The organism is Trichocoleus sp. FACHB-90 (assembly GCF_014695505.1).
Taxonomy (GTDB): Bacteria; Cyanobacteriota; Cyanobacteriia; order Cyanobacteriales; family FACHB-T130; genus Funiculus; species Funiculus sociatus.
The window spans coordinates 29,984-46,208 of sequence record NZ_JACJOK010000027.1; the positions used below are offsets into that span (position 1 = coordinate 29,984).

A 16,225-nucleotide genomic window follows, 5' to 3' on the forward strand; every position below is an offset into this window, starting at 1 on the left:
TTGAGTCGCGGGAGCCTTTTCCTGATAATTTTTTAAGGGTTTCGGCAGACGAAAGTCATTAAAAGTGCAAAATTAAAAAGAATTTGTCTTTTTAATTTTTTACTTGTTCCTGTAGTGGCGGACATACAGATTTATAGAAATCCTCAATGATACTTCCGGGTTGAATTTGCATTTCTAGCAATTTGTCTTCTTTGCCTATATCGTTTTCAGAAACAATGCGACCATTTGGATCGAAACGAATCGACCGCCGCCAGCGGAATAAGCCTTTTTTACAGTTTATAGAATGATAATTATCTACTCCAAAAGCGCCGTCAGGTTGAGGAGTTGTAAAAAGGTTACGCCGCCAGAATTCTACAATATCCCCCTTCCTAACTATGCGCTCTGGGTCGATATATATGGGGGTGTTGTCGGGTGCTTTGCTGACTTCCACCCAAGATGCGATCGCGCTCAAACTAGCATTGATGGCGATGAAGCTTATCCCGGATACTAGAGCTATGCGCGACAGTTGAAGTTTTAGCAGCTTATTCATTGGCTTACAAAAATTATTCCTACTCTATCGGAAATGCTTGATTTGGTTGAAAAGGGAAAAGAAACGAATTAATAATTCTTTCTTTTTCCTTTAACTGTCCCCTTTTCAAGTAAGTTGGGGGAAGCCCCTTTTATTTTTCAACGCCCATTTTTCAGACGAAACAAAAAGAACTTAGTTACTTGCTCAGGTTGGAAATTATCATCGCTAACCAGAAGTAAACTTTGGCTGCCATCAGGTAAACGAGGGCCAAAAGTCATTCCTTCAAAGTTCGCTAAAGCAACACCCAATTCATCCAAGTTTAACAGTAACTTTTTCTTGACTGGGTTAATTCCATTAACCTCACCCTTGAGGCTGGGAATACGAGAAATATCAGTAGCTCCGCCAGTTGCTGCTTGATAAATCCGCACACTATAACCCAACAAACTTAAGGAACGTTCTAAACTGAGAAAATGACCACCAGTATCCACAGCTAATAACTCCGCCAAGCCATCTTTTAATGCCGCACTGGGAGGAGGTTCCATTTGATATAAATGTTCGGCAATTACCAGCGGAGGCCCATCGGTGATTAAATAGTGCAGTAAACGACATTTGGCTCCCTGGTTAGAGTTAGCTGGTTCTTTATCCTGCATCAAAGATGATTCTGTAGCTGTAAATAAGCGAATTGCTTCTCCTTTAGCGGGAATAGTACCGAAGGGACTAAGGGTGAGCGATTCAAATCCTAAGTTATTTTGAATGCCACTTGTTGCGTCTTTATTTGATTTTGTAGCATCAACAAGATAACGCTCTGGGATGGGCAAAGTTTGCCGTAGCCGTCCGGTTTCTAAGTCAAATTCGCCTACAACGGGAGAAACGCCATTAGGGGGAATGCCTTCGCTAGAGATAAATACGGATTTTTGGGGAGTAATGGCAATTCCTTCAGTATCCAAGGTGCCTTTAGGATAAGTTTTTCCTTGCTCGTCGGTGAGAAAGGTAACGTCTTCAACTTCTACTTTCTGAAGGCTGATCTGGCGATCGCTATCATCATTTAAAATTAGCTTCAGCGTGTAGAATCGGGCGGGAGCAAACGTGCCGCGGTCATCGGAGATGGCATAGAAACGGTTTTGCTGTCGGTCGTAGGTCAGTCCCGATAAGCCCCCTACGGGTGTATCCTTAAATTTCATCTTGGGCAGCTGGTACTCTCCCAAAAAGTCCAGGGATAGATCCAGAAACACCCGATCTCGTGCTACCCCTGGCTGGATGCCACAAGAAGTGAGAAAAATTAAGAATGCGATCGCTATGCCCAAAAGCCTTGGTAGCAACCTAAATTTGCTCCGGTTCACCGACTCCCTCCTAAACTTGACTGTTCATCTGGAAACTCTGGTTTTACTGTAACAGTCGAAAAACTATGAAGTATAAAGTATCAAATATTATCTTGTATCTAATATGCAGAAGTTGATGGCTCAGGTGTGGTATAAGCAGCGTCCCTCAAAAGCACTCTTTTTAGGAATTACCGCTTTGTTCCTGCTGTGTTCAGGTTCTGTCGGTTGGGCAGCTGAGGATGATAAACCCAAAATCAACCCCCTGGAAATAACGACACCCGATCCGCTGTTGCCTTCTCCACCAGTAGAGCGTCCCTCCACCCCCCAAGAAATCCGCCTATTGAGAGAGGCTTTGGATGATTTAAACGCCCAAGCAACTGAACAGCTAAAAGCAGGCAATGCACCAGCAGCTTTTGAAATTTGGTATCGGGAACTGCGCTTGCGGCGATCGCTTGGTACCGTCGAAGAGGTGCAAGCATTGGGACGGATTGGCGATATTGCCTGGACGAATAATCAAAAAGCTGATTTGCAAATCATTACCCAGCGTCTGCAAACGATTCGGGCTGAGGCGTTGGGAAAGCCGATCCGCAAAAACGAGAAGCGTCCTTTGGGGACAGCAGATGTTCCTGCTACCGTAACTGATGTCACACCAGAAAATGCGGAGCTTTTGCAAGCTTTGGGTCAAGCTTACCAGCAAATTCGCTTACCTGGTGAAGCTGTGGAGATTTATCAACTAATTTTAGCTGATGCCCGCCAGCGGCAAGATGCCGCGACAGAAGAAGCAACGCTGAAGACAATTGCCCAAGGGCAGATGAGTTGGTTTGATTATCCCAAAGCGGCGGCAGCTTATGAGGAGTTACTGGTTTTGGCGAGTCAAAAAGGCGATCGCGTTAGCGAAGTCGTTTATCTACAACAACTGGCCTATATTTACGACAAGGTAAAGCAACCGGAAAATTCTCTCAAGTTTAAGCAACAGCTTTTGCAAAACTACCTCACCGATCCGCAAGCTGCAAATCAAATACCAGCGATTAAGATAGCGATCGCAGACGACTATCAAGCCCTCAACCCACCAAACCCAGACGCGGCAAGCCAAAACTATCAGGAAGCCTATAATCTAGCATGGACTTTGCAACAGTTTGCCTCTGCCAGCGAAGCCTTGAAAAAACTGGGCGATCTCTACCGAAATTATAAAAAGCCGGATTTTGCTTTGCAGGTTTATCAAGTCTTATTGAAGGTAGATCAGCAGTCGTACAATTACTACAACTTGATGAATACCTACGATCAAATGGGACAAATTTATCTGGAACGTGGGGACATGGAGCAAGCCAAGACAGCGTTTCAACAAGGGCTGGAATTAGCCAAGTCTTTGAAGTACCAAGAAAATTACTTTGTCACTCAGATTGAACGAGTGAGTAAGCAAGATTAGCTCAATAGCGCCTGCCCAGACGTAAGAGAAAGCGCGAGCGCTTAATAACGAATCCGAGGATCGATATAGGCATTAATGATGTCAATCAAAATGCTGGCAAATACGACAATTGAGGCAAAAAATATCATGATGCCTTGAACGGTGGGGTAATCTCGTAAAGAAATTGCCTCATACAAACGATTACCTAATCCGGGCCAAGAGAAGGTAACTTCTGTTAAAACGGCACCGCCTAGCAAAGCAGCCAGAGTTAACCCCAGGACGGTAATCACGGGTATCATGGCATTTTTCAAGGCGTGGGCAAAGAGAATCCGCCTTTCGGGAATGCCTCTGGCTCTTGCGGCTTCTACGTAATCTGCTTTCAGAGTTTGCTTCAAATTCACTCGCACAATCCGCTCAAAAATTCCGCTGAGGAGGATTCCTAGTGTCAGGCTAGGGAGGGCAAGATGATGTAAAGCGATGAAAAATTGGCTGAAGTTACCGCTTAAGAGGCTGTCAATGGTGTAAAGACCTGTGATGCTGGGGGGAGCTGGCAAAGTTAGGGGAAAGCGCGATCCGAGGGGAAACCAACCCAACTGTACTGAGAAAATCAGCTGTAGGATCATCCCCACCCAAAATAAAGGCAGCGAGTAGCTGATGATGCCAAATAAACGCCCACCAGCGTCTAAAGCGGTTCCGGGACGGGAGGCGGAAAGGATACCAACACCAACGCCAACAATAAATGCGATCGCCATACTAAAGACCGCTAATTCCACCGTCGCCGGGAAGTATTGCCCAATTACGTCCCACACCTCTAGTCCGCGACTGGTGATAGATTTACCTAAATCTAGATGCAGTAAATCTCCTAAATAGCGAATGTATTGCACCCACAGCGGGTCAGATAGCCCCAACTCTTGACGATACCTTACCTTGACATCTTCTGGGGCGCGACCGCCCAAAACCGCATCGACTGGATCTCCTGGTGTCGCCCGGAGGAGCAAAAATACGATGGTGACAATTGTCCATAGCATCAAAGGTGCTAGAAGGACACGGGCGAAAATGTAATATTGTAGGGCTTTAGAACGTGACATTTGAAATGGGGAATGGGGAATGGGGAATGGGGAATGAGGAATGGGGATTGCTAATTGCCACGAGATTTTAAGTAGGCATTTAGCTTGGGTGGCAGTTCATCAATGATTGGTTTGAGTTTGGTTACTTGTTCATGTGTCAAGAGCTGTCGAGCGTATGCTAACCTCAACAAACTTATTGTTTCGTATAAAGACCCTCTAGCAATCTTTATAAAACGCCGATTGTCTTGGAAATTGTACCGACCTCTTCCTTCAGCAATATTGGCACAGACGCTATCTGCGGCACGAACAATTTGTTTACCAAGTGTCTGTTTAGCAAAATCGTCCCATTGCTTAACAATATGCCAAATTTGATTTGCTAAACTCTCAGCTAACTTGTAAACATCCAAATCCTCAAAATCTGGTCTTCCCATGCTTACCCCATTAACTACTAAGCCGATAGGCGTAATTAGACATTACTCCTGAAAGTCTGGAATTGGGAATAGATAATTGGATAATTGGGGAAAAGAAAGACCAACAAAAGAATCTTCCAATTCCCAATTCCCCATTCCCAATTCCCTATTTACTTTTTGATTGTCCAAAAAGCAAAATCTTGAGTCGGGTTGATGCGAAGACCATTGACACCTTTTTGGGCAAAGGCGTAATCTTTACTTTGCCACAAGGGGACGTAGGGAACATCTTTGGCGAGTAAGTCTTGAATTTCTGCGAAGACTTTCTTTCTGGCTTCGGGATTTTGTTCTTTTCGCTGCTGTGCAATTAGCTGGTTCATGCGATCGCTATAGTAAAACGACCCCTGAGTTTGGCTGGCTCCTTCTTGACACCCGGTTGCTGCCGAACCTTTGGTACAATCCAAAAACGGCTGTACGTAGTTGTCAGGATCGAGAAAGTCTGGATACCAGTCCAGTAAGACTGTCTGATAAATTCCCTGCGACACGTTCTTAAAAAAGCTGGCAGAATCCTCAGTTTTGACTTCAAATTGCAGCGCACCACCGAACTGTTGAGTCGCTAATGCTTGGAGTGTACCAGCAGCGAGTCGGCGAGTGGGTGAAGTAGATGGATACCAAACCTCTAACTTTAGGGGATTGGTGGGAGAGTATCCGGCTTCTTGCAACAGTTGTTTTGCTTTTTCGGTGTTGCCATCGCCATACTGGTCTTTGAATACTGGCTTATAGACATCAAAGGTTGTCGGCACCATGCTATAAAGTGGTTCGGCTTGATTTTTCAGCGATCGCTCATTTACCAGGGGTCGATTTACCATCGATGCGATCGCTTGCCGTACTATGGGGTTATCCAGGGGCTTAGTTTTCGTATTCAGCACCATGTAACTAGCCGCGCTTCCCTGAGACTCGTTAACCTGCCAACTGCCTTTTGTCCCCCCATCTTTCAAGCTGGCAATCTGATCTGGATCGAGAGATAGGTAAGCAACATCAACGCCGCCAGTACGAAATGTGTTATACAAGTTAGCTGAATTGGTCAGCACCTGCACATCAATTCCCTTATTTACAGGTTTTTCTCCCCAGTATTTATCAAATACATCCAACCGTTGCGACTCGCTGCTAAACTGCACCAATTTGTAAGGGCCAGTGCCTACAAATTCGTTTGGTTTGAATTTTCCTGCGCCAATTTCATAGACTTTTGGGGAAACTGCACTAGCACCGTTAAACGCAAGCAGGGAAGGAAAGGCAGCAAAAGGCTTTTTCAATTTGATGCTTAATTCATACTCGCCGCTTGCCTGCACCGAGTCCACAATATCGCCTAATAGGAATGACGGTTTACCTTTATTTTCGATGAAGCGTCGCAGAGAAAATGCCATTGCTTCGGCGTTGAAGGGGGTGCCATCGTGAAATACAACACCTTGACGCACGGGGATGGTATAAGTTAACCCATCTGGACTGACTTTAGGTAATGCTGTTGCTAACTGGGGTTTGAGGTTGGCGGTTCCCGGTTCGTAGGTATACAAGCGATCGCCCAAATTATAGTGCAAGTAGCTTGCTGCCAGCTCGTAGTTATCCGCTGGGTCCATCGTCCGTGGCTTCTGGGTGGTGCCAATGGTAATGCGACCTCCACCAGCAACAGGAGAAGGAGACACAGCAGTATCAGCACTCGGTCTTCTACCGCAGCTGACTGCTAGAAATAAACAAAGGGAGAACAAACAAAAAAATTGTCCTGCGCGTCGCCACTGTCTGATGAACATCTATGTCTTAGTTAAGGATTAACTCGCGAGTCGTTATCAACTTTCCGTGCATTGAATTATAAATCCGTCCAACGCCGATTTTTCTAATTGGGATACTGCGATCGCACTTAACGTACTTTTTCGCCTCTCAGTTGCCGACTCTAGCCTAAAAATACTCCTGAAACAGCAGCTATAATAGCCGTCTGGTGTTTGGCAAGTAAAGCGCGACGTCTCTGCTTGACCCAACATTTTGCTAATCTAGCCGAGAGTTAAAGCAATTTTCGAGGATTGTCTATGGACGACACATTTATGACTATCCCCAACAACTGGCAGGACTGGTTAACTGTATTCGGCTATATAGTCTTTACTAGCTTTATCATCTGGCGCGTGTTTGCAACAAAACCGAAGTAAAGAGCGATCGCATCTGTGAAGTTTATAGGCGATTTTATTATGGTTGTAGATATTGAAAAAAAGATAATTGTTCGATGGACAAACTAAATCATTATCGCAATTTAATTCAAAAAATATTAACCCAATACTATGAGTGGGTGTCTAACACTCCTCAAGATGGGATAGAAGAATGCTTGGCATTTGATGAGATTCGAGACCACTATTTTTGGTTCCACCTTGGCTGGGATGGCAAACATAGGGTTCAATCGGTAATGGTTTACCTGCGAATTCGAGATGGAAAGATTTGGGTTGAGGAGGACTGGACAAAGCAGGGAATTGTCAACGAACTGTTAGAAGCTGAGGTTCCCCATGAGGATATCGTTTTGGGATTTCAGCATCCCAGTAAGCGACCGTTGACAGAATTTGCAAGTGCTTAGTTTGAATTTTTGGTCTGATTGCGATCGCATAAAGTTTACGCAATTATTAGCTTCGTCAGGTAAGGTAGGCAATGCCCACCCTACCTTTTAGCTGATAGGGTGATTTTAAGCAACGTATGAAAAGTTAACAATGTCCCTAGCGATCGCGCCTACGCCTTAAACTTCTCAATAATCAGCAAATCAAATCGAATAGTACAGTGGGAAAGATTTTGCGTCTTTTGGCTTGACAAATACTTGTTGTTGTGTATTAAGTTGCAATTGGTCAAACTTTTCGCGGGAAATGTTCGCTGTCACCACCTGACCATCATCTAAGATTAATTCTGCCTGAATTTCCCAACCTAGATGAATCAGACGATTGACTCTGGCAGATACAGTAGTTCCGTTTGGCTCAGTTTGAATTACCACATCATGGGGACGCAAAAATATCTCCGGTTGGCTGGAATCAAACCCGTTACCCTGGAAAATGTGTGAACTACTGGGTAAGACGTTTACCGGGCCAATAAAGCTCATCACAAAAGGCGTGGCTGGGTGGTCGTAAATTTCGGCTGGCGTTCCCACCTGCTCAATTTTGCCTTTGTTCGTCACCACGATTTCATCAGCAACTTCCATCGCTTCTTCCTGGTCGTGGGTGACGAAAACCGTTGTAACGTGTACTTCGTCGTGCAGCCGCCGCAACCAAGCTCGTAGGTCTTTGCGAACTTTAGCATCTAATGCCCCAAAGGGTTCATCCAGCAGCAATACTTTCGGTTGAACTGCCAAACTTCGCGCTAGGGCAACTCTTTGCCGCTGACCTCCGGAGAGTTGGGAAGGATAGCGATCGCCTAGTCCTTTCAATTGAATTAACTCTAGCAATTCTTCCACCCGCGCCTTGATTTTTGCCTTGGGAACTTTTTGAATTTCCATGCCAAAGGCAATATTATTGCGGACACTCAGGTGCTTAAACAGGGCATAGTGCTGAAACACAAACCCAATATTTCTATCTTGGACGCTCTGATTTGTGGCATCTTTGCCAGTGATCCAGATTTTGCCACTATCTGGTATCTCTAGACCAGCTATTAGCCGCAGTAGCGTGGATTTTCCCGAACCCGAAGGCCCCAATAGCGCCACCAGAGAGCCAGTTTTAATTTCTAAGCTTACCTGGTCAACGGCTTTGAAACTGCCAAACTGTTTAGATACGTTTTCAACAACTATGCCCACTGCTTTCAACCCCTAGACAAGAACTTTCTTGAATTTATCCTGGGTGGTAATCAACCCGCAAAACACCAGAATAAAATAATCCCCGGTTTCCCGATAACCTTACCGTATTTTGTTATATCACACATGGAGAGGATTGGGAATTGGGGACTAGAGGCTGGGTTAGATTCTTCCCAATCCCCAATCCCCAATTCCCAATCCCCAATTCCCAATCCCCAATCCCCAGTCCCCATTTGTAGATGTGTTAAGCTCTGTTGCAATTCAGTAAGATCCAGAGGGCTAGGCTTCAGCTAAATAGAAAGTCCGTGATAACATCTCACCTTGTAGCCGTAAGAAATTGGGAGAAGACCTTTGACACTACGGGTTGCTGTTGTAGGATCGGGACCTGCGGGTTCATCTGCTGCCGAAACCTTGGCAAAAGCCGGAATCGAGACTTACTTGTTTGAGCGCAAGCTAGACAACGCCAAGCCTTGTGGCGGGGCAATTCCGCTGTGCATGGTAAGTGAGTTTGATCTGCCGCCAGAGATTATCGATCGGCGGGTGAGAAAAATGAAGATGATCTCACCTTCCAATGTTGAAGTTGATATCAATATCCAAAAAGAAGATGAATATATCGGTATGTGCCGTCGCGAGGTGCTGGATGGCTTCTTGCGCGATCGCGCTGCCAAGTTGGGTGCTAATTTAATCAACGGCACCGTTTATAAACTGGATATACCCACAAACAATACTGACCCTTACACCTTGCACTACGCCGATCATTCGGATGGTAGCGCTGAAGGAGTAATGAAGACCCTGAAAGTCGATTTGGTAATTGGGGCAGATGGTGCCAATTCCCGCGTTGCTAAGGCAATTGATGCCGGGGATTATAATTATGCGATCGCTTTCCAAGAGCGAATTCGCCTGCCAGATGACAAAATGGCTTACTACAACGACCTGGCAGAAATGTATGTCGGTAACGATGTCTCTACTGACTTCTACGCCTGGGTATTCCCCAAATACGACCACGTAGCTGTCGGTACTGGCACCATGAAGGTGAACAAAGCTGACATCAAAAATCTGCAAGCAGGCATCCGCGCCCGTGCTGCCCGTAAACTTGCAGGCGGTGAGATTATTAAAGTAGAAGCTCACCCGATTCCAGAGCATCCCAGACCCCGCCGCGTCGTCGGTAGAGTCGCCCTAGTAGGAGATGCTGCCGGAACTGTCACCAAGTCTTCTGGTGAAGGTATTTACTTTGCCGCTAAGTCGGCGCGGATGTGTGCTGAAACCATTGTGGAATTTTCCAACGGTGGTCAGCGCATTCCTACTGAAGCCGACCTCAAGGTGTACCTGAAGCGTTGGGATAAGAAGTACGGACTTACCTACAAGGTGCTGGATATCCTGCAAACCGTCTTCTATCGTTCCGATGCTACCCGCGAAGCCTTTGTAGAGATGTGCGCTGACAAAGACGTGCAGAAGCTGACATTTGACAGCTACCTCTACAAAACGGTTGTCCCAGCAAATCCCTTGATTCAAATGAAGATAACTGCCAAAACCATTGGTAGTTTGCTTCGGGGTAGTGCTTTAGCTCCTTAATAAAAGTAAAAAGCGCCTCAAAGAAACGGCATAGCTTTATTTTGGGGTAAGACAGCAAAAGGGCAAAAGAAAGAATCTTTCTTTTGCCCTTTTCCCTTTTAAACCGCGTCTGCGGTCATTTGTTCAGCGTTCGGCAACTCCAGACAATAGCCTGCACCGTACACAGTTTTGATATAGCGTGGGTGACGCGGATCTGGCTCTAGCTTCGTTCTCAAGTGCCGGATATGTACCCGAATGGTTTCTATGTCATCATCCGGGTCATAGCCCCAGACTTCCCGGAGAATTTCACTGGGAGAGACAGTTTGACCGTGCCTTTGGAGTAAGCAGTGCAGTAGTTCAAACTCCAGATGAGTCAGCTTAACCGTTCCGCTGAACCAGATAGCCTCAAATCTTTCTGGTACTAACGTTATCGGCCCATAGCTGAGGATTTCAGAGTGTTTGGCTGCTTGAGGGATGCGGTCTGTACGTCGCAACAACGCCCGCACTCGTGCCAGCATTTCTTCCACTTCAAACGGCTTGGTCAGGTAATCATCGGCACCAGCATTAAAGCCTTCTACTTTATTTTGAGTCTGACCCAGTGCTGTCAACATTAGCACCGGAATATCGGCAGTACGCTCATCCCGCCGCAAGCGCTGGCAGACGGTAAAGCCGTCTACCTTGGGCAGCATCAAGTCGAGCATGATCAGGTCTGGTTGCAGTTGCATAGCCAAAGCCTGACCTTTTATGCCGTCTGGTGCTTGGCTGACATCGTATCCAGCCATTTCCAGATTGATTGAGACTAATTCTGCGATCGCAGCGTCGTCGTCGATGACGAGTATCCGGGGCATCAGTAGAAATTTATAGCTACAGTTTTTTTTAACTTTCAATAAGAACCTTCATAGAAATACAAAGATTCCTGTACAGATTATACGCAAGATTATAAATTCTTCCTAAAGATAGTCTTGTATTATTCAAAAAATCGCTATACAGGTTAAGTAATAACCGTTTTCAGACGGTAATACAACTTAATATTTCCCAACCACTATCAAAAAGACTGGTTGAGGAAAAAATATATTGGGCAGCAGCAGAGGCATTCTGCTGATATTGACAAAATTTTATAAATTACTGGTTGGCGCTTCCAGAACGCTGACATCAATCAACGGCGTGGCATTGAACCCTTGTTGGAGTAAGTGGCTTTGGATCTTGCGTTCGATCTGGGTGCGAATCTCTTCGGTAGGCACGGTAATGCCTTCGCGACGTTGAACGTAGATGGTGCCGAGCATAGTGTTTTGACCTTTAATATCGGCGCGGGTGAAACGGACATTCGCCTCCACCAGGTCGGCTAAATCACTTCCATTCAGTACCTTCTGAATCTCCCCAACAGCACGCTGGGCGCGGCTGGAACGCTGCAATTGCGGGGGATTCGAGAACTGCCAAGTCAGCAAACCCGCTAAAGCCAAAATTGTAGCTGTAAGACCAGATGGAAAAACCCAATTTTTACCTCGGTCGTAACGAGCGCCGCGAGGAGAAAGTCCGTAGAGGCGAAAGACGATCGCTCCTGAAAAGTTAATCCCAACCAATTGCAGCAACAACACAAAGAAGCCGTTAAGCGCCAGATCCCATTGACCAATGGCGATCGCCATCCCAATTAATCCCGCTGGTGGTGCCAGTGAAGCCGCCACCAAGGTTCCCACCGCGGCCCCCGATACCAAACTACTCCGCTCAGATTGCACCAGGTTCAAAGCTCCAGCCGCACCTGCAACTAGGGGCAGCATCACTGCTACTGTGGAAAGATTACTGGTGCTAATCATTTGCTCTGTGGCGGCTTCCTGCCTTAGTAGCAGGCTAAGTAGGCCAGTTACGGTGATTGTTACCGCCAGCGCTGCAACATATCTTAAGAGGCTACGTTTGAGCAATGTTCTATCACCGCGTGCTGTAGCGATCGCTACGTTCATTGCTGGCCCCGCAAACGGCGCAATTAACATGGCCGCAACTAGCAAATAGGTCGTATTAGTAAATAAGCCAATCCAGACAACAAAGCCTGCTGCTGCTGCATACCCCAAAAATCCTCGCCAGGAACCGACGCTTTGCAAACCTCCGAGAAACACTTCTATGGGAGCGCGATCGCCGACATCTTTAACCTGCTGTGGTGCCTCAGAAGGTGGTGGCTGTAAGGTAATGACTCCACGGGGAATTAGCGTGATGTGGGCGTTTGGCAGCTTTTCCAGTTGTGACAACAGCTGCTCAACTTTCCCATTCGGAACATTAACGATCGCTAAATCCAACAGCCCTTCAGTCCCAGTGGCTTCTAAGAGGGCAAGGTTTGCTCCATCACAACTTTTAGCGATGTCGATAACTTCTTGCCCGCTTCCGCGTGACACCTGCACCAGTAATTGCCGCATATCTCCCTGCCTAAACTGCGATCGCTATCAGGGTATATCAATGGAGTTGGAGCCTGCATCACAGCTTAGGTAGATTTCACTGTCCGAGTAAGGATGCGATCGCATTCGCTAAATATTCATACTGTGCTGGCGTGTTGTAAATTTGAGCGGAGATGCGAACTAGCTGCTTGGGGCGTGCGGGAAAAAATATTATTGGCACCTCAATGCCAAAACGCTCCCACAAGGCATCTTGTAGCGGCGGGAGCAATCTTGTTTCTCCTCCAACGTCATCCGCATCATCCGGCAAAGAGACAACCGCCAGGGAGCCGATCATCTCATCGGGGCAGGGCGGCGATACTAAAAGCCTCTCACAAAGCATCTGCCTTGCTGCCAAAACCATTGTGTGGTTGCGCTGCATTAACTCCGGCCATCCGCCCGGTAGTAGCGATCGCATAAACTGAATTGCTTCTGGTACACACAGGTAAGCTGTAGGATCGTGGCTGCCTGTCCAGTCGAATTCTAGATGAAAGCGCGATCGCTCTTGACGGGGAGAGTTAGCACCGTGGCTAATTGTTAACGGACGAATTTCCGACTGCTTCTCTCGTCGCACGTACAGGAATGCTGCACCTTTTGGCGCACACAGCCATTTATGACAGTTGCCAGTGTAATAAGTTGCCCCAATTTCTTCCAGGTTCAGAGGCACCATCCCCGGTGCATGAGCGCCGTCTATTAGTGTATCAACGCCGCAAGCTGCAAGCTGGCGCACTAGCTGCTGGATGGGAAATATTAGCCCGGTTTGGCTGGTTATATGATCTAAGAGTGCTAACTTGGTTTGCGGTCGAACTTTGTCCATCACCGCTTGGATTACTTGTTCTGGCGATGTGATGGGGAAAGGTACTGTCGCAACTACGACTCGCGCCCCAGTACGACTAGCAATAAAATTGAGAGCGTTGCGGCAGGCGTTGTATTCTTGGTCTGTCGTCAGTAATTCGTCTTCTGGGGATAAACTGAGCGATCGCAATACTGAATTTACCCCTGTTGTGGCATTCGGGACAAACGCCAAGTCCCCAGGATCGGCACCCACAAACGCTGCAAGTTCTTTCCTTGCTGCGTCTAGCAGTTCTTCATACTCTCGGACAAAAAATCTTACTGGTTCTCGTTCTAGTTGCGATCGCAGGCTTTGCTGCTTTTCCAACACTGGCACAGGAGTGGCACCAAACGATCCGTGATTCAGGAACGTTACAGCCTCGTCTAGCCACCATAATTTCTGAAACTCTGAAGGATGAAGTCTAACTGACATTTCTTCCTTCATGCTTCATCCTTAAATTAATCAAACTCCCCAGGCAAGATTCGAACTTGCGACCAATCGATTAACAGTCGATCGCTCTACCACTGAGCTACTGAGGAACGTTAGCTTTTTCTTTTCAACAGTTACTTATCTTATCTACAACTCCTAGTATTTGGCAAGCCCTTTAGCAAACTTTTTATATTTCCTTAATATTTCCGAGTCCACAAAGCGATTTGTACACTTGCTGGGCGCTGTACTATTTTTGGTCTAAACGCCATTCAGCTAGGCGCTGGCGGGCTTTCGCATCAATAGAATCAGCTAAAAACCGACCTGATGATTTTTTCTTAGGTTTATTTCTCCGCCGCAGGCAATTAGCTGTAGATTCCACGTCGTAGCTTAGCTGTAGGGCTGACATACATTCTGCCCCATACCCGACTACTGTTAGTTGCTGCGCCCTGTCAGATGTGGCAACAATCAATCGCGGCGAGTTTCTGGAGAAGTTGCGACTATAGGAAGCGCAGGCTTTTTCTATGTACGTGTCTGCTGTCTGCCCAAAATCGGTGTAATAAACAGATAAAACGTTCGTGACAGGTTCGCAATAGCCCCGCGTATCTTGGTACTGGGCATCAAAGACAACCTGAGTATCAAAGCCTTTGTAAGCACTATAGTTAACCAATGCTTCGACTAGGGCTTTACGAGCGTATTCCAGCCCATCGCGATCGCGGGTCTCTTGTAGGTAAGACCATAATCCGATCACGTTGTATCCGTCAACGAGCAAAACAGCTTGCGGTGAAGGGCGTGGCATTTTTCCAAGGTAAGTAAGTTTTAGGTAAAAATAACTATTTCATTACCTTAACATTAATTACGAGTATTTACTTTTTTGATGATAATTCTATAAAATGCCTGCTACCCATTTCAAGTAATGGGAGCAAATAATCTCAAGAATTATTAACTTAAAACTCATAACTCCTGAGTTTGTAGGAGGCGAGCTTTCAAGCGTTTTGGCTCCCCTCGATCCACAACTAAGCCCTGCTCTAGTAAGAATGCGCCGTCAGCATAATTTAACTCGTCTAACCGATGCGTAACCCACAGGGCAGTTAGTCCCCTACTTTTAACCAAGCGTTGCACTTGTCCTACCAGATCCATCTGAGAATCTGGATCGAGCAGAGCGCTAGGTTCATCCAATAGTAAGACTTCTGAGCGGCGGGCGATCGCACCTGCGATCGCTATTCGCTGCTTTTGACCGCCGCTGAGAGCGTAGATGGGTCGTCGGGAGAGCGACAGTAAATTTACTGCCGCCAGTGCCTGTTCTACCCGTCCGCTTACCTCCGCAGGCGAAAGATTTTCCTCCACCAGCCCAAAGGCAACATCTGCGCCCACAGTTGGCATCACCAGCTGATGATCGGGATTCTGAAAGACAAAGCCAACAGGTTGCAGAATCTGAATTTTACCGGATTGGGGAGCCAAAAGCCCAGCTAGCAACCTCAACAAAGTGGATTTGCCGCTACCGTTGGTTCCCAATAGCATCCAAAATTCACCTTTAGGCACTTCTAGAGAGCAGGACTGTAAAACTTTCGCCCCAGAAGGCCAGCTGAAGCAGAGGTCTTGCACTCGAATGGCAGGATCGGTCATGAGCAAGGGGAGATGGGGAGAGGGGAAAAGGGGAAGCGGGGGAGACAAGGGATGAGATTGGGAGAATTATTCATCCTTTATCTCTCATCCTTTGTCCTTCTTGTCTCATCCGTCAGCGAGGGCGTAAAAGCCTGGGGGTCTTCCAGTTGCTGCTGTACTGGATTTCTGAGAGATTTGCACGGCAACGATCTCACTGCTAAGTAGAGCGACTTTTTTCTCCGTTTGGCGATCGCAAGTTAGTTCTAACACAGTGGCGTTGCCACGCATCGCTGTCATAATTTCCTGATAAAGAGCTTGGGCATCTTCATCTGACTTCCGTTGCACCGACAACGGCATGGGCGTATTTTTCAGAATTAAGTCGATGGTGAACATGAGAGGTAATGCAGTCTAAATATAGGCTCCTAGTCCTAGTATCTCAGACGCGAAGGGTGTTGATGCCTGTCGGGGGGAAGGGAGTAACTTAATATGAGCGACTTGTACTTCTTGAGACGAAGGCAGCCTTGTCACCCTACAACTGCCTGGTAGAGGTGCAATCGGCGCGATCGCTCTCCGGACAAATATTAAATTCAGTAAAACAAATTGCGCCAAAACTGTGCAATTTGTACATAATAAGATTAAACTCAGTAAAGAATCGTAAACTGAGTTGACATCAAACTTTGTTTTCTGCCTATCGTGTCGGATTGACAGAGAAAGCAGGCAAAAAAGACGATTGCTGTACTTATAACATTTGGAGATTTGCTGTCATGACTATTGCAGTCGGACGCGCTACTAACGAACGGGGTTGGTTTGACTCCGTAGACGACTGGCTAAAGCGCGATCGCTTCGTCTTCGTCGGCTGGTCAGGTTTGCTACTGTTTCCCTG

At 46.6% G+C, this 16,225-nt stretch carries 17 protein-coding genes, 1 tRNA gene and 1 pseudogene; 4 read left to right on the forward strand and 15 right to left on the reverse strand.

Translation table 11 applies throughout. The features are described 5' to 3' along the window. Nucleotides 1-91 precede the first annotated feature (91 nt). Together H6F74_RS08305 and H6F74_RS08310 are read right to left on the reverse strand one after the other, a co-directional pair. Entirely contained in the window at nt 92-529 is a 438-nt protein-coding gene (locus tag H6F74_RS08305; RefSeq protein WP_190439007.1) for a surface-adhesin E family protein, read from the reverse strand. Between the two features lie 137 nt (nt 530-666). Next, on the reverse strand, nt 667-1,848 hold the full coding sequence (locus tag H6F74_RS08310) for an esterase-like activity of phytase family protein (protein WP_190439009.1): 1,182 nt from the start codon (nt 1,846-1,848) through the stop codon (nt 667-669). 103 nt (nt 1,849-1,951) lie between these two features. On the opposite strand from H6F74_RS08310, the gene H6F74_RS08315 reads away from it, so the two are divergent. Next, nucleotides 1,952-3,253, forward strand: coding sequence for a tetratricopeptide repeat protein (locus H6F74_RS08315; protein ID WP_199300994.1), 1,302 nt, complete (start codon nt 1,952-1,954; stop codon nt 3,251-3,253). A gap of 41 nt (nt 3,254-3,294) precedes the next feature. Here H6F74_RS08315 and H6F74_RS08320 read toward each other — a convergent pair whose 3' ends face one another. From H6F74_RS08320 to H6F74_RS08330, 3 genes are all read right to left on the reverse strand, one after another. Then, nucleotides 3,295-4,320 (reverse strand): ABC transporter permease, encoded by a 1,026-nt coding sequence (locus H6F74_RS08320; RefSeq protein WP_190439010.1) that lies wholly within the window; start codon nt 4,318-4,320, stop codon nt 3,295-3,297. A 50-nt stretch (nt 4,321-4,370) separates the two neighbouring features. Further along, the gene (locus H6F74_RS08325) at nt 4,371-4,730 is read right to left on the reverse strand and encodes a four helix bundle protein (protein ID WP_190439012.1); all 360 of its coding nucleotides are present in this window, start codon (nt 4,728-4,730) and stop codon (nt 4,371-4,373) included. A 149-nt stretch (nt 4,731-4,879) separates the two neighbouring features. Further along, nucleotides 4,880-6,511 carry an ABC transporter substrate-binding protein gene (locus H6F74_RS08330; protein ID WP_190439015.1) on the reverse strand — a complete coding sequence of 544 codons (1,632 nt, stop codon included), beginning with the start codon at nt 6,509-6,511 and terminating at the stop codon, nt 4,880-4,882. Nucleotides 6,512-6,975: 464 nt separating this feature from the next. Between H6F74_RS08330 and H6F74_RS08335 the strand changes: the two genes are divergently transcribed. Continuing rightward, on the forward strand, nt 6,976-7,317 hold the full coding sequence (locus tag H6F74_RS08335; RefSeq protein ID WP_190439018.1) for a XisI protein: 342 nt from the start codon (nt 6,976-6,978) through the stop codon (nt 7,315-7,317). Between the two features lie 180 nt (nt 7,318-7,497). On the opposite strand, the gene H6F74_RS08340 is transcribed toward H6F74_RS08335, so the two are convergent. Together H6F74_RS08340 and H6F74_RS08345 are read right to left on the reverse strand one after the other, a co-directional pair. Then, complete coding sequence (locus H6F74_RS08340; protein ID WP_190425432.1) at nt 7,498-8,514, reverse strand: TOBE-like domain-containing protein; 1,017 nt, start codon at nt 8,512-8,514, stop codon at nt 7,498-7,500. A gap of 50 nt (nt 8,515-8,564) precedes the next feature. Next, nucleotides 8,565-8,744 carry a hypothetical protein gene (locus tag H6F74_RS08345; protein ID WP_190439021.1) on the reverse strand — a complete coding sequence of 60 codons (180 nt, stop codon included), beginning with the start codon at nt 8,742-8,744 and terminating at the stop codon, nt 8,565-8,567. Nucleotides 8,745-8,862: 118 nt separating this feature from the next. On the opposite strand from H6F74_RS08345, the gene chlP reads away from it, so the two are divergent. Beyond that, nucleotides 8,863-10,083 carry a geranylgeranyl reductase gene (gene chlP / locus H6F74_RS08350; protein WP_190439023.1) on the forward strand — a complete coding sequence of 407 codons (1,221 nt, stop codon included), beginning with the start codon at nt 8,863-8,865 and terminating at the stop codon, nt 10,081-10,083. 98 nt (nt 10,084-10,181) lie between these two features. Here chlP and H6F74_RS08355 read toward each other — a convergent pair whose 3' ends face one another. The 8 genes from H6F74_RS08355 to H6F74_RS08390 form a co-directional block, all read right to left on the reverse strand. Continuing rightward, the gene (locus tag H6F74_RS08355; protein WP_190425424.1) at nt 10,182-10,910 is read right to left on the reverse strand and encodes a response regulator transcription factor; all 729 of its coding nucleotides are present in this window, start codon (nt 10,908-10,910) and stop codon (nt 10,182-10,184) included. A gap of 267 nt (nt 10,911-11,177) precedes the next feature. Beyond that, the gene (locus tag H6F74_RS08360; RefSeq protein WP_190439026.1) at nt 11,178-12,464 is read right to left on the reverse strand and encodes a DUF389 domain-containing protein; all 1,287 of its coding nucleotides are present in this window, start codon (nt 12,462-12,464) and stop codon (nt 11,178-11,180) included. A 76-nt stretch (nt 12,465-12,540) separates the two neighbouring features. Then, a complete protein-coding gene (locus tag H6F74_RS08365) occupies nt 12,541-13,755 on the reverse strand; it encodes an aminotransferase class V-fold PLP-dependent enzyme (RefSeq protein ID WP_190439031.1) in 1,215 nt (404 codons plus the stop codon). 23 nt (nt 13,756-13,778) lie between these two features. Beyond that, a tRNA-Asn gene (locus tag H6F74_RS08370) sits at nt 13,779-13,850 on the reverse strand. Between the two features lie 137 nt (nt 13,851-13,987). Next, nucleotides 13,988-14,536: an NYN domain-containing protein gene (locus H6F74_RS08375; RefSeq protein ID WP_190439033.1), complete on the reverse strand. Its 549-nt coding sequence runs from the start codon at nt 14,534-14,536 to the stop codon at nt 13,988-13,990. Between the two features lie 155 nt (nt 14,537-14,691). Continuing rightward, a complete protein-coding gene (locus H6F74_RS08380) occupies nt 14,692-15,363 on the reverse strand; it encodes an ABC transporter ATP-binding protein (protein ID WP_190425411.1) in 672 nt (223 codons plus the stop codon). A gap of 105 nt (nt 15,364-15,468) precedes the next feature. After that, nucleotides 15,469-15,735 carry a hypothetical protein gene (locus H6F74_RS08385; RefSeq protein WP_190425408.1) on the reverse strand — a complete coding sequence of 89 codons (267 nt, stop codon included), beginning with the start codon at nt 15,733-15,735 and terminating at the stop codon, nt 15,469-15,471. Between the two features lie 15 nt (nt 15,736-15,750). Beyond that, nucleotides 15,751-15,951: a hypothetical protein gene (locus H6F74_RS08390; RefSeq protein WP_190439036.1), complete on the reverse strand. Its 201-nt coding sequence runs from the start codon at nt 15,949-15,951 to the stop codon at nt 15,751-15,753. A 155-nt stretch (nt 15,952-16,106) separates the two neighbouring features. Between H6F74_RS08390 and H6F74_RS08395 the strand changes: the two are divergent. Beyond that, nucleotides 16,107-16,225, forward strand: a pseudogene (locus tag H6F74_RS08395) (photosystem II D2 protein (photosystem q(a) protein)); the annotation flags it as partial.

Coding starts and splice junctions, on each gene's coding strand:
- H6F74_RS08345 (WP_190439021.1), bottom strand. CDS start 8,744: ATGGGGACTGGGGATTGGGGATTGGGAATTGGGGATTGGGAATTGGGG.
- H6F74_RS08365 (WP_190439031.1), bottom strand. CDS start 13,755: ATGAAGGAAGAAATGTCAGTTAGACTTCATCCTTCAGAGTTTCAGAAA.
- H6F74_RS08320 (WP_190439010.1), bottom strand. CDS start 4,320: ATGTCACGTTCTAAAGCCCTACAATATTACATTTTCGCCCGTGTCCTT.
- H6F74_RS08355 (WP_190425424.1), bottom strand. CDS start 10,910: ATGCCCCGGATACTCGTCATCGACGACGACGCTGCGATCGCAGAATTA.
- H6F74_RS08360 (WP_190439026.1), bottom strand. CDS start 12,464: ATGCGGCAATTACTGGTGCAGGTGTCACGCGGAAGCGGGCAAGAAGTT.
- H6F74_RS08325 (WP_190439012.1), bottom strand. CDS start 4,730: ATGGGAAGACCAGATTTTGAGGATTTGGATGTTTACAAGTTAGCTGAG.
- H6F74_RS08315 (WP_199300994.1), top strand. CDS start 1,952: ATGCAGAAGTTGATGGCTCAGGTGTGGTATAAGCAGCGTCCCTCAAAA.
- H6F74_RS08330 (WP_190439015.1), bottom strand. CDS start 6,511: ATGTTCATCAGACAGTGGCGACGCGCAGGACAATTTTTTTGTTTGTTC.
- H6F74_RS08380 (WP_190425411.1), bottom strand. CDS start 15,363: ATGACCGATCCTGCCATTCGAGTGCAAGACCTCTGCTTCAGCTGGCCT.
- H6F74_RS08385 (WP_190425408.1), bottom strand. CDS start 15,735: ATGTTCACCATCGACTTAATTCTGAAAAATACGCCCATGCCGTTGTCG.
- H6F74_RS08375 (WP_190439033.1), bottom strand. CDS start 14,536: ATGCCACGCCCTTCACCGCAAGCTGTTTTGCTCGTTGACGGATACAAC.
- H6F74_RS08305 (WP_190439007.1), bottom strand. CDS start 529: ATGAATAAGCTGCTAAAACTTCAACTGTCGCGCATAGCTCTAGTATCC.
- H6F74_RS08335 (WP_190439018.1), top strand. CDS start 6,976: ATGGACAAACTAAATCATTATCGCAATTTAATTCAAAAAATATTAACC.